Origin of the sequence: Domibacillus indicus (assembly GCF_023715895.1) — a bacterium.
Classification (GTDB): Bacteria; Bacillota; Bacilli; order Bacillales; family Domibacillaceae; genus Domibacillus; species Domibacillus indicus_A.
In genome coordinates, this window is the sequence record NZ_JAMBOO010000013.1 from 86,373 (window position 1) to 99,368 (window position 12,996).

Here is a 12,996-nt window from a genome sequence, read left to right on the forward strand (position 1 = left end):
TATAAAAAATTATTCGTGAGGATTGATAAATGATGGAACAATTTATTTGTAACAGTTGTGGCAAAAAGCATGATATTACACCAACTCTATGGAAATGTGAATGTGGCGGAGTATTAAACATAGTAAAAGATACCCCAAAAGTTGATATGGCAGCTTGGAATAACTATCCCAACTCATTATGGCGTTATTTTGAAACCATGCCATTCGCAAAAGATTCTAAGACATGGGAATCCGTGACAATGGGTGAAGGTCAATCACCTTTAATCGTTCTAGATCCTATGGAGCCAAATACGTATGTAAAAGTTGATTATATGATGCCTACATTATCCTTTAAAGATCGAGGAGCCGTTGTTTTGATGACAAAGGCAAAAGAATTAGGGGTATCAAAAGTAATTGCTGATAGTAGTGGTAATGCAGGAACGGCGATTGCAGCTTATGCAGCACGTTGTAATATTGCCTGTGATATTTATCTAAGTGATGAAACTTCACCGAAAAAGATCGCTCAAATAAAAGCCCATGGAGCAACGATTAAAGAGATTCATGGTATAAGAGAGGACATTGCAGCTGCGGCACAAAAAGCAGTAGACGAAGAAAAAGTTTTTTACGCAAGTCATGTGTATAATCCTTATTTTTATGAAGGAACGAAAACATATGCCTATGAAATTTATGAACAATTAAATGGTGCGCCTGATACATTAATCATTCCGGTTGGAAACGGTACGCTTCTCCTAGGTGCGTACTATGGCTTTAAAGAGTTATTTGAAAATGGATTAATTGATAAAATACCGAAAATCGTTGCCATTCAAGCGGAGAACTGTGCGCCTCTTGTGAAAGCTTACCAAACCGGGGAGGAATCAGCACAACCTGTTACGAATAGAGGTACTTTAGCGGAAGGGATAGCTATTGCTGCACCAGCGCGTTCCAAACAAATTTTAGAAGCTGTACGTAATACCAAGGGTACGTTTATTGATATTGAAGAAGATGAGATTCTGAGTGCACGAGCTAAACTTAGCGAGAAAGGATTTTATGTGGAAGTGACATCAGCAGTAAACTATGCTGGCTACATCAAGTATAAAAAGGAACCAGAAGAAAAAATAATCATACCTCTTTGTGGTGCAGGTATTAAATCAAAATAAACCCAGAAGGCCAGCTAGGTGAAAAAAGATGTAGGAGAGCTAACATGAGAAACAAGTCAACGATAAAAATTATTGCAACTGGTGGAACAATTGCAGGGGCTGGTACTTCAAGTACAATGACTACGGGCTATCAACCTGGCGCTTTGTCTATTGATGAATTATTAAAAGAAGTTCCGGATTTAGCAAATGTTGCGAATATAAAGGTTGAACAGTTGTTTAATATTGATAGTGTGGATATGACAACAGAACGGCTATTGGCGTTAAGTAAATATATAAATGAAACTTTGTTACATGAAGAAGTAGATGGTGTTGTGATCACACATGGTACAGATACACTGGAAGAAACTGACTATTTTTTACATTTAGTGATTAAAAGCCATAAACCAGTCGTAATTGTTGGAGCAGTCAGACCAGCAACAGCGATTAGTGCAGAAGGTCCGTTAAATATCTATAATGGTGTGAAAGTTGCTTGTGATAAAAAATCGCATGGAAAAGGTGTGCTTGTTGTTCTCAATGATCGAATCGGCTCCGCACGTTATATGACAAAAATGAATACTACAATGGTAGATTCGTTTAAAGCCCTGGAACAAGGTTACATCGGCTCAATTGTTGGAGGAGAGGTTTACTATTTTTATAAAGATATTACCTATCGCCATACTACCGAAACAGCCTTTGACGTAAGGTTAATCAACGAGTTGTCTAAGGTTTCAACTATATATGCGCATCAAGGAGACGATCGGTATTTATATGACGCGGCGGTACAAGCAGGTGCAAAAGGAATTGTTGTAGCTACGGCTGGAGGCTATACTATTTCTAAACAAGCAGAGGCTGGAATTCATGATGCGTTAAACAAGGGGGTTATCGTCATACGGTCATCTCGACTCAATACGGGAATTGTTAGCCGTACTGATATGGATAATCAACACGGATATATCGTATCTGAATCATTAAATCCTCCAAAAGCACGGATTCTTCTTATGCTAGCATTAAGCTTAACAAATGATAAAAATGAGATTCAACAGTATTTTCATATATACTAATTTTTTTGAGTGTTCCTTAGAAGAATGAAAAAAATTTGGTATAATGCCAGAAAAAATAAGGTGGATTATTATAAAAAGTTTGGTTTACAAGAGACCAACTGCAGTTTTATAAAAGAGGGGAAATCCTACGTTATAAGGGAGAAAAATTTGTAGTCACAATGATTGTGGGAACTACCTCATTTGAAGTATGTGAAAAAATGTACTTAAGCTAACGGGGGCGTTAGTCCAACAAGCCAATCTAAAAAAGTCGAATCCTTAACGTACGGGAATTCGACTTTTTTAGGTTGAAATTCTCTTAGCGTACAAAATTTTTGAAATGTTGTCAGTACCCCATATGAATAAGCAATGTTATTTTCAGATTGAGTAGCAATTGATCGAAATTGTTGATTAAGGAACCCTATATATAAGTATGCCTGTTAAAATCTTACGTCAAAAACTTTTCTTATAAAGTTACCTTGCGAATCGCCGAGCGGCTGCCACGCATAGCACAACGGCCATATTCACTGCTATGAGTGCTGGGCTCACTTTCTCGTTTAGAATTATAGAAGCAAGCAGCAGTCCGAAGAAAGGTTGAAGAAGCTGCAGTTGTCCAACCGCAGCTATACCGCCCTGCGCAAGACCTCGATACCAGAACACGAAGCCGATGAGCATACTAAATAAAGATACATAAGCAAGGCTGAAGAGAGCAGGATCGCCGATGTCTGCCCACGAGTCCGGTGTAAAATAGAACGAAAGCGGCAGCATAAGGGGAAGCGATAGAACGAGCGCCCATGAGATTACCTGCCAATTCCCCAGCCTGCGTGAAAGCCGAGCTCCTTCTGCATAACCAAGACCACATACAATGATAGAAGCAAGCATACATGCATCGCCGATCGGTGATGATTCCCCGTCTTGGAGTAGAGCAAATCCTGCGACCAGGAAGCTGCCTGCCGCTGAAAAGATCCAAAAGGCAGATCGAGGCCGTTCACCACCCCGGAGTACCCCAAAGATCGCTGTCGAGAGCGGAAGAAGCCCAATAAAGATAATGGCATGCGCGGACGTGACATATTGAAGAGCCAATGCAGTCAGCAGCGGGAACCCAACCACCACGCCAAACGCCACCACCAATAGGGGAACGATATCGCTTCTGACAGGACGTTGCTGCCGGAAGATGAGAAGGAGAGCGCCCGCTAATACGCCAGCAATCGCAGCACGGCAGACGGTGAGAAATAACGGATCGAAATCTGCTACAGCCAAGCGTGTCGCAGGCAGTGAGCCGCTAAAGATAAGTACGCCCAAAAAACCATTTATCCAACCATTTGTTGCTTTATTCATTACAATCACTTCAAATCACCTTTCCTCTTGATTAAGTTACTAAACCATTTTTTATGGGTCGGTCTTATCAAACCTTTCATCCTGGAATACAATGACTATAAACTGGAATTGGCCTTTCATAAATAGCCAGTTTTCTTAAATAAAACCAGGCCAGTTAGGAGAAATCCCACAAATGGATATCATGCCTTTTTTAAATCGAGATCTAGATATTCCGCTTTATCAGCAGCTCTATCAGTTTTTCAAGGAAAATATGCATGAAGGCCGTATTCGAAAAGAAATGAAACTCCCTTCAAAAAGGCTGCTCGCGACACAGCTTTCTATTAGCCAAACGACTGTCGAACGGGCTTATGATCAGCTTGCTGCTGAAGGCTATATTGTGAGCAAGCCAAGAAGCGGCTGGTTTGCTGCTTATAATGATTCTGATTTTGTCCATGTTAAAATGCCAGGCACATCATCCAATAAGCCAAAAGCACAAGATAGTGAACAATGGATTGATTTTCATTATGGCAATGTGGATTCTGGCCACTTCCCTTTTTCCGCTTGGCGAAAAAGCATGGTCAGTAGCTTAGATCAATATGGCCAACAGCTTTATCGTCCGGGAGATATTTTAGGAGAATTTGAGCTGAGAACACTCATTGCAGAATATCTGTATCAATCGCGAGGCGTCCATTGTCAGCCTGAACAGGTCATCATAGGGGCTGGGAGCCCTGTTCTAATGCATATCTTGTGCCAAGTCTTCGGCCCGAACATTTCCATAGGGTATGAGGATCCGGGTTCTTCGAGGTCTAGAAAGATTTTTGAAATCAATCATATGAAGATTCTTCCTATACCAGTCGATGATGAAGGAATCTGTATACAGAATATCCAAAAAGAGCGGCCAAGCCTTTTATATGTAACACCTTCTCATCAATTTCCACTAGGAACCATTATGACAATTAATAGAAGAATACAGCTGCTTAAATGGGCAGCGGAAAATCAGTCATTTATTATTGAGGATGATTATGATGGTGAATTTAGATACAGCGGACAGCCCATCCCATCCTTGCAAGGGCTTGATCACCATGACCGCGTTATTTATATGGGCACTTTTTCAAAATCACTGCTCCCTTCGCTGCGTATCAGCTATATGATTCTTCCTTCGCCTCTTTTAGAAAAGGGCAGTGAAATCACTTCTTTGTATAAGCAAACGGTGTCCTCCCATAATCAACTGGCGCTGGCTGAATTTATAAAAAAGGGCAACTGGCAAAAACATATCAACAGAATGAGAAAGCTGTATCAAAAGAAAAGAGCAATTTTGTTAGAGGCCTTACAAAACGAATTAGGAAAACAAGTAAAGATTCGAGGAGAAAACTCTGGACTGCATATCCTGCTTGACGTTTACTCGCCACTTAGTGAAAAAGAGCTCATTGAGAAAGCAAAAGAGCAGGGAGTGAAAATTTATCCTGCATCTCTTTTTTATAAAAAACAACCTCCTACAGCCACTGTCTTAATTGGATTCGCAGGGGTTTCTGAAGATAACATACGAGAAGGTATAAAAAAACTGAAAACTGCTTGGAAAATATAAGACAGCTTTCAGTTTTGATAAGACGCAAATGATCTGCTTTTCTTTTGGAAAAGACGGTTGTACGATCAAACAAAACTACTGAAAAAATTAAGAGTGGACACCAAAAGATCGGGGAGCCAGATCTTTTGGTTCTCGCTCGTTTTACCATCTTCGGCGAGAACACCCCCATTTCAAGCTTGCTAAGTGGGCGGTAGTTCAAGGATGTAGCGTTAAAGTCAAAGAAGGAAGAACGTAAAATAAAAGAGCTGTGTGCATTACTTTCTCGAATTATATATAATAATGGAAATAGCTGTCTAAAAAACGAGATATTTTTGCATTTCTCAAGTTTTCTGTGAAGGAGAGTTGAATTATGGCTAGAGTGTTAAAATCAAAAAAAGATATTGAACAATTTTCTATTGATTTCCCTCATATTACCTTTTATGATGAACAGGGAAACAAGCATTATTTTGTTTTTGAAGACAAGAAGAGAAATGGGCAGTGGACGCTGATGTTAAGTGAAGATACAAAGGCGTGGACCATTCATGGCAAAGGCAGTACCTATTGCGATGCAGATGAACAGCTGCTGGAACTAACAGAAATGGTTCAGTTTGTCTGGAAGAACCGTGGCTCTGTTAATAAAGCTTTGCGTCAAAATGCGGAATCAAGTAGCGAAAAAGCATAATACATAAAAAGGCAGGCTCCCATATTTCTCTTGCATGGCTACAACCTTTCCGCTAACACTAATCATGACTATAAGGTTCTAAGAAAGATTATGGGACGGACCAGAAAGATGGTCGTGTTTGGGGATGAAGCGGCTCAAAAACCTCCCATACAGCTAGAGAGCAATGAAGATTTAGAAATAGCAGAGTAGAAAGCACAGTATATGAGCTGTGCTTTTTTTATTAGTCAAATTTAGTCAAACTTTGCGTAAAATGCGGTTTAAACGTGAATTTTACAAAGTAATTATTCGTTAAGGTACACTTACTGGTTTGGATTTGTCATGATTCCCTTTTTAGCATTAACGGCGTTTACGTTGATCACCATCAAATAAGCCAGTTCTTTTTTGTTAAAAGAATCTTATCTATATATAAAGACAAAGTTGAGGTGATGTAATGGGGGCTACAAAATGGCATGAGAAAAACAGTAATGTGCTCCATTGGCAAATACCGGGAGAAGAAATGCCGATCCCTGCAGCAAAGAAAAAAACAGCGTTTATTCATCCAGCAATTGTAACGGGTATTGTGACTTTAGCGATTGGTATCGGTACGTTTTTTAGTGTAATAATGATCAATGCTGTGGATATAGAGAAGGCACAAAAACAACAGGCCGTTAACGGGAATGAAAGACCTGTGCAGGAAAATAAGCCAACCGATGTAAAAGATGTGACAGTCGCCCTCATTCAAGGAGGTGTTTTCTCAACGGCAGAGGCTGCAGAAAAAGCCAAACCTAAAAATGTTCCAACGACAGTCGTTCCCTCAGAAGGACAGTTTCTCTTGGTGTTAGGAGCCGCTTCAACAATAGAAGCGGCAAAAGAATTAGCTGAGCCGATTGAGCAAAAAGGAATAGCAGTGTATATAAAAGAATTACCCATCCCGATGACTAATGATATTAAGAAACAGCTTTCATCGGAGAAAGATCAGCAAAACATACTTGATCTGTTAAAAACAGCATTTAATTAACCTGCTGTGCAAGGCAGATTTCATACCGTATGACAACTTCGAATTTGTGTGAGCTGCAGTTGTTTTAGATTAGTTCAATAGCAATGAACCTTCTTATTGTTATTTAAAAACTCATACTTTTTCTCATAGTTTTTTATTTCCGCTTAATTTTATTTAATACAAAATCAGAAAACCTTGATTTAAAGCCATACTTTAAATTAGTTTTCCTCTATTTGTTAGGCGGCATGATGTAGTATCATTCCCCGAAAAAGCATCAAACTTTGATTTATCAGGGTTTGATGCTTTTTATTTTCTTTTATAATGGCTCTGTTAAAGAGCAATGTTGGTTTTCTTCTTCAACTAACGAAGCAGGTTTGTTGAAGTTAGTGTAGCATGCTTGCTACCAGGTATAAGCAGTAAATAATAGGTTCATTTCAAATGAAAAATAAAAGGTCGGCAAAAAGAAGCGACCTTTTATATACGGGTTGCGGTTTAGGCTTATAGATTAAAAAATTTTATTTTTATTTAATTAATGTAAAAGAAGTTCCTGTAAAAACACTCGCACCAGAGTGATCAAATTCTTCAGTTCCTGTATTGCCTATTTTTCCAGAAACTGTAACGGTACTGTAATCTATAATGGTGGCCGTGGATAATTGAAGATATTGATTAAAATCAATCTCTATATTTCTGTCCACGTATTTATGAGTTGAGTAATTTCTAGGATTGAATGTCCAAGTAAGGTCGACAGATTCATCACCAGCAGGTGTCTCTATAGTGTAAAAAACATCGTTTTTCTTATCATACACATCTTCTACTTTAGTTAAAGCGACCGTTTTATTTACTTTTACCGTTCCTTTTGTAGTGTTGAATACCACATCGGATGCTGGAACAACAGCACTACCATAATAATATAAACCAGCCTCAAAATTGTACTTTTCTAAATACAAAATATATTGGTCTTTATTCTCTGGATCAGCAGTAAGAGTTGTATAAGTTTCTACTGATCCTTGAATGCCATCAAACATCGCACTCTCAATTGAACTTTTTGATACTTGGGAATCTCTTTGATTACCTTGTGCCATTGCTGGCAGAGCCATAGTCAGGATGAATACAACAGTCAACATCATTACTCTGAATCGCTTCAATAAATACACCCCCAAAAATAATGGAAACCTAAACCACACACATCAATTGTATTTTATTGAGAATGAAAAGTATTTATGATAATTTCGACATTTTTTAAAAAACAAAAAATTGAATTGTAGTTATGCTCTGTCTAAAATCTTTTAAGTTTGTGAAGGAAAGTACTTAAACTATAGGGGGCAAGAGTTGCTGTATACTAATGCAGATTTTTCACTTTGGGATAATGCCCCTAATTATTTAATTGTCGATGAAGAATTAGATACATTAGACCCTTCAATAAATAATCTGCCCCTCACTTTTGGGGTGCAGATCACATTAAATCTTTTTTATTTCTTGCTTCTTGTTAAATCAGGTCCTCCTAAGTCAGTAAAAGCAAAAATAAGCGATACACCTAAACAAAAAACGATGATATTAGAGAAGCCGAGTTTCGGAACCCCTAGCAAATAATCGCAAAGGAATATCCCAACAGTTAGATAAAGGAACCATCTAATGAATATGAATAGCTTTTTTCTGACATCCTTTTGTTCCGTTGTTTTCTGTTCTTTTAAATTCATATAAAGAAGGATACTTAAAAAGAGTGCTCCTTCAATTGAACTGGTAATGACCCTCATCAATCGAGTTTCATCAAAACCAAATAACAAATGTCCTAAAGTGTACAGTGCTGATAAAAAAATAACCCATCGAAGTAAGACTTTTTTCTTTTTCATAAGCTTATAATTCCTTTTTTAAATTGGCTCTGTTAAGTAACAATATTGTTTTTTCTTTTATACGTGATTTATTCTGTTATCAACCAAAAAACTGCTACAAAAAGGAGGACTGGCACAAATAAAAGAAAGATTATCAGTATGCCGTATTTTCCTTCACCTTTAAATTCCTTTTTTATTTCTTGATTCTTTTTCTAGCTGCTTCTTTGCTTCGAGAAGTCCAAAGGAAACAAGAAATGCCATAAATAAAGACAGCCATTATGGTCAGAACCGTACTATCAATCATACTTTATCACTTCTTCTCTTTTTTATCTCACGGTAAGTGACTATCCAGTAGACAAGGGTGAAAATGCTCAATCCTTCAATATAGTCAACCTTATCAGCATCAAAAAAGAAAAGCGTTGCCACCGAATAAACAATTGAAACTATCAAATAATTTCTTAATCTTATCTTAAGCAGGATATCAATCCCCTCCATTGTATAAAGGAATTATATTGCTTCTTGATATAACTCAAAACGCAGGACTTTATGTGTTAATGGGATTTTGAATTCCTTGAGGTTTTCAACTTTTTTATAAAAATCTTCTACGTCACCTTCAGAATCAAAGTACCACTCTTCAGCCTTTAACTTCTTTAGCTCTTTTGTTGGTTCAAGAACAAATTCACAATGTAGATGTTTCACCTCACCCTCTTCATTCGTGAACTGCCTAACAAAGTCATAGTAAAACAATTTTTCTCCTGTAAAATTATGAACACCACATTGGAACAGTAGTGCCGCTTCATCTTCTTCATCTATTTCTTCTTTTCCAAAAGCTTTAAATTCTTCCCATACCTGTACAATATCCGTAGAACTTTCACCTATTTTGTTTTTTAGATAACTTTCTGCCTCTTCAAATTTCATTATTGTTTCACTCCCAGTTTTTAATAGCCTGGCCATTTCTCGTTGATTAGCTACTTTAAATAGTTTTTGTTCCGTTTCTTCCTGCGGTATGAGTAATTTGCCATCAGCAGCAAAACGATAATAAAAGCTAAATCAAGATAATCTGTAAATTCTTTAAAGACAAATTTACAGAGAAGGATGATACCTAGAGCAGTTAAAAACGTAATTTTCTCTTTCAAAATTGATAACTCCTTTTTATGTAGCTGGATAAAGATTTCCGCTAAAGTAACCGTTTAATATAAATAAAAAGGATAAAAAAGGATAAAAACGACTAGCAGCGAATTATTTACGGATAACTTTATAAAGGACTGGAATTTAATTATGTGGAAAAATTATATAAAGACAATATCAAAAGAATACCATTTCACAGCTCCAGCGACTAATGCCGAAATAACCCTGATTAAAGAAAAATTAAATGTTGAGTTGCCTCCAAATTTATTAAACCTATACAACGAAACGAATGGAGTATTTGATGAGCATGGCTATCCTCTAATTTGGTCAACCGGACAAATAGTAGAAGATAACTTGTTTTTTAGAAATTTTGAGGATTACAGGGATATTTACATGCCATTTGACCATTTATTATTTTTCTCTGGTGCAGGGAATGGTGATTTATTTGGCTTTGCAATATTAAACGGAAATATCCAAAAAGGCGATATATATGTGTGGGGCCATAAGGACGATAGCCGGACATGGATTGCTGCTTCATTAGAAGAGTTTATCAAAGGCTGGATTACTGGAGAAATCACCATTTAAATAAAAGGGTCTGTTAAAAAAATTGGTGTTGATTTTCTTAATGAACATAGCTGTTTTCTTTAAGGAAGACAAGCGTTAAATAATAAGTAAAATATAGAGGCATAAAAAATAAAAGCACGGAGAATGAAATGTTATGATTCAAATTTCTGAACGAAATGAATTTGTCGATAATCGACTTGATTTTGAGGAATGTAGTTGTATAAACACATCAAAGTATATGTATGACATTGAGGGAAATCTTTTTATAAGTCATATAACGGATTTTCTGAGAAATTATAATCATTTTCCAATGAAAGTCGTTCACACCCTTGTAAAAGATATGAGCGACTCAGATTATGATAATAAAGCGCATAAATTTAAAATCGAATCGATTCATTCAATAGAAGAACTAAATCATATTCTTGATGAAGTTGGATGGAAATTAATCAATGGCAAGTTTTTTATTACGGATTCAATCAATCCTATTACCTTTACAACTTATGAATTTAATCTAGAAAAGAAAAAAATAACAGCACAAAAACCTTTATTTGAATTAGGTAATAATGAAACACTTATTGAAGCAATTAATCATGGCTATGAGTTTTTATTAGCTACCAATTCAGATAAACTCTCCACAAAAGAGCACGTTCAAAAATTACTCCTTACTTGATAAATCATATGTATACAATAAGACAAGCCTACAGACTATAGGAGGCACAAGAATGAACGAAGCTGGATATTTTGACAATGTAAATTATACTGGCAGGCACCTACATATAGACAATTATAAAGACCAGTTTACCCCTTTCATTGAAGCAATTGCTTGGGAAAGACAAGATAAAACAATGGATGTATTTTTTGATGACTTTAAGGATGATAAGGAATTAAAAGCGTTATATGGGGATAAGGAATACTATTATGACGACTTTATGGGAGTATTCCTGGGTAATGTCAAAACAGATAAAGAAGCCTATGAATTGTTTCGTGATTGGGTTAATATGTTATTGTATACATACCGAGACAAAACTAAATAAAATAAGCCTGTTACATTAATAATAGGTATTAATTTAATAAGGAAAAAAGCAAGGGACCAAAAATTAAATGGTCCTTTTTTTACATTGAGTGTTAACATATTAATTGTAAGCTTAGTCCTTTTGGGTTACTTGGTATGTTGTTTAACATTAGAAAAGAGGCCTGTAATTTGAAAAGTAAATTTCTTGTCACTATACTAGCAATTATTTCAATATTGATAGGTTGTGCAGATGGAAAAGTGATCCGCTTAACCGATTCGGCTAAGGAATCATTAAGACAATTTCAAGGTTATGTTGTAGAAAAAGGGACCCAGGACGATGGAAGAGAAAAAGTCTTAGTTGTAAAAGGTATTACACAAGAGGATGCCTTAAAAGCAAGTTATGACAGCGTAGCTAAAAATGAAAACCATGAAAATATTGTCTGGTTCGTCAATGATAAAAATTATTTTCAAGAAATAAAAAAAGGGGAGAAGGTAAATGTTTGGTGGAATACCGAAAAAGCTGCCACTTTGCCTTCTATTCTTACCTTAGAGGCTGAAAAAGCAGAGGTAGTACAAAAATTAGAGCAAGCTGCTTTAAAAGAAGAAGCTGAATCAAATGAAGATTTATTTAAAACCACCGGATATATTCAAAGTAAAAACCCCACGTCTATCTGGATTTCTTCAGAGCCAGATGATAAGAAGAATGGCACAGTATTTGATATAACAGCAATTGATAAAAACAAAACCTCTGCATTAAAAACGGGACAAAAAGTACAAGTTACCCATCATTCTGATTTAATGTATTCTAATCCTGCGCAGGGAACAGCAGTTGAAATTGAGCTTTTCGAAGAAGGAAATGCTGTGGTGCAGGGTTATATCGTTAGGAAAGATGAAGATACAATAAGGGTTATGGACAAAATTACAAAAGAAGAAGTCGTAGGGAAAAACCATGAAGGGCTAGAAGCATATTTAAGAAAACATTATGACAGCGAAGGGTATAGTATTAGCCTGGTTAAAATCGATAAAAAAACAAAATCATTACTCCACATTGGACAAAAAGTGACGGTAACAATGGACTGGATATTTCTTACATCGCCGCTAAGTGGCACTGCCTTAGAGATAAAAATTGAAGAAGAGTAACTGAAAACAAAAAGAGGGTGTCATTTTGAATATCTTCAGACGATACTTAATGACGTGGTTATATTTTACGTTTTTATTCACGCTTGCAGCTTTTTTTCTGGAGTTATTCAAGGGAAATAAAATAACCACAACAGAATACTATGGGCTGCGTAATTTAGGATTGGCTTTTGTCATTTCTACCGTATTATTTGTCTTTATTCTTTATCCTGTCTCATTTTTGCTTTTAACTATTTTTCTTAACAGGTTTCTAAGCTCCTTCATAACCAGAATTATTATTTATGCTGTTGCAGGGGGGGGCAGTGGAATCTGGGCATTTAACAAATTGTACGATTACCAAAATGATTATTTTATAAAGGGATATCATTTAAATATAAGCACCTCAATCATTTTGTTTGCTTTGGCAGGATTAATATACGGCTTTTGTGATAGTTATTTAAAAAAGAAATCTCTCTCATAACTGAGTTCTCATTTATTGATATGGGTGTTACGATTCTGACGAGAAAGGTGGAGCGTCTACACTTATCTGGACAGAAAAATTAAGGTCACGTACACTTGACCTAAAACAGATGAGGAGCTCCAACTATGACAAAGCGAGAACGCCGCACATTCACGCCTGAGTTTAAAAAGCAAAT

The 12,996-nt window shown here is 36.5% G+C and carries 14 protein-coding genes; 10 read left to right on the forward strand and 4 right to left on the reverse strand.

Annotated features, from left to right (window positions below; all coding sequences use genetic code 11):
• Nucleotides 1-32: 32 nt before the first annotated feature.
• Together M3221_RS16820 and M3221_RS16825 are read left to right on the forward strand one after the other, a co-directional pair.
• Nucleotides 33-1,136, forward strand: a complete 1,104-nt coding sequence (locus M3221_RS16820; RefSeq protein ID WP_251272900.1) for a threonine synthase — start codon at nt 33-35, stop codon at nt 1,134-1,136.
• A gap of 44 nt (nt 1,137-1,180) precedes the next feature.
• Nucleotides 1,181-2,176, forward strand: coding sequence for a type II asparaginase (locus M3221_RS16825; protein WP_251272881.1), 996 nt, complete (start codon nt 1,181-1,183; stop codon nt 2,174-2,176).
• A 450-nt stretch (nt 2,177-2,626) separates the two neighbouring features.
• Here M3221_RS16825 and M3221_RS16830 read toward each other — a convergent pair whose 3' ends face one another.
• Nucleotides 2,627-3,490, reverse strand: coding sequence for a DMT family transporter (locus M3221_RS16830; RefSeq protein WP_251272882.1), 864 nt, complete (start codon nt 3,488-3,490; stop codon nt 2,627-2,629).
• Nucleotides 3,491-3,662: 172 nt separating this feature from the next.
• On the opposite strand from M3221_RS16830, the gene pdxR reads away from it, so the two are divergent.
• From pdxR to M3221_RS16845, 3 genes are all read left to right on the forward strand, one after another.
• Nucleotides 3,663-5,054 (forward strand): MocR-like pyridoxine biosynthesis transcription factor PdxR, encoded by a 1,392-nt coding sequence (gene pdxR / locus M3221_RS16835; RefSeq protein WP_251272883.1) that lies wholly within the window; start codon nt 3,663-3,665, stop codon nt 5,052-5,054.
• 349 nt (nt 5,055-5,403) lie between these two features.
• Entirely contained in the window at nt 5,404-5,715 is a 312-nt protein-coding gene (locus M3221_RS16840) for a hypothetical protein (RefSeq protein WP_251272884.1), read from the forward strand.
• Between the two features lie 430 nt (nt 5,716-6,145).
• Nucleotides 6,146-6,712: a hypothetical protein gene (locus M3221_RS16845; RefSeq protein ID WP_251272885.1), complete on the forward strand. Its 567-nt coding sequence runs from the start codon at nt 6,146-6,148 to the stop codon at nt 6,710-6,712.
• 500 nt (nt 6,713-7,212) lie between these two features.
• Here the strand turns inward: M3221_RS16845 and M3221_RS16850 are convergent, their stop codons facing one another.
• Entirely contained in the window at nt 7,213-7,836 is a 624-nt protein-coding gene (locus tag M3221_RS16850; RefSeq protein ID WP_251272886.1) for a hypothetical protein, read from the reverse strand.
• A gap of 184 nt (nt 7,837-8,020) precedes the next feature.
• On the opposite strand from M3221_RS16850, the gene M3221_RS16855 reads away from it, so the two are divergent.
• Nucleotides 8,021-8,281, forward strand: a complete 261-nt coding sequence (locus tag M3221_RS16855) for a hypothetical protein (protein WP_251272887.1) — start codon at nt 8,021-8,023, stop codon at nt 8,279-8,281.
• 746 nt (nt 8,282-9,027) lie between these two features.
• Here the strand turns inward: M3221_RS16855 and M3221_RS16860 are convergent.
• Both M3221_RS16860 and M3221_RS16865 read right to left on the reverse strand, forming a co-directional pair.
• Nucleotides 9,028-9,438, reverse strand: coding sequence for a hypothetical protein (locus M3221_RS16860; RefSeq protein WP_251272888.1), 411 nt, complete (start codon nt 9,436-9,438; stop codon nt 9,028-9,030).
• A gap of 50 nt (nt 9,439-9,488) precedes the next feature.
• Entirely contained in the window at nt 9,489-9,656 is a 168-nt protein-coding gene (locus tag M3221_RS16865; protein WP_251272889.1) for a hypothetical protein, read from the reverse strand.
• A gap of 142 nt (nt 9,657-9,798) precedes the next feature.
• Between M3221_RS16865 and M3221_RS16870 the strand changes: the two genes are divergently transcribed.
• From M3221_RS16870 to M3221_RS16885, 4 genes are all read left to right on the forward strand, one after another.
• A complete protein-coding gene (locus M3221_RS16870) occupies nt 9,799-10,233 on the forward strand; it encodes an SMI1/KNR4 family protein (protein WP_251272890.1) in 435 nt (144 codons plus the stop codon).
• A gap of 133 nt (nt 10,234-10,366) precedes the next feature.
• Entirely contained in the window at nt 10,367-10,882 is a 516-nt protein-coding gene (locus tag M3221_RS16875; RefSeq protein ID WP_251272891.1) for a hypothetical protein, read from the forward strand.
• Nucleotides 10,883-10,934: 52 nt separating this feature from the next.
• Nucleotides 10,935-11,246: a hypothetical protein gene (locus tag M3221_RS16880; RefSeq protein WP_251272892.1), complete on the forward strand. Its 312-nt coding sequence runs from the start codon at nt 10,935-10,937 to the stop codon at nt 11,244-11,246.
• Nucleotides 11,247-11,413: 167 nt separating this feature from the next.
• On the forward strand, nt 11,414-12,364 hold the full coding sequence (locus M3221_RS16885) for a DUF3221 domain-containing protein (protein ID WP_251272893.1): 951 nt from the start codon (nt 11,414-11,416) through the stop codon (nt 12,362-12,364).
• Nucleotides 12,365-12,996 lie beyond the last annotated feature (632 nt).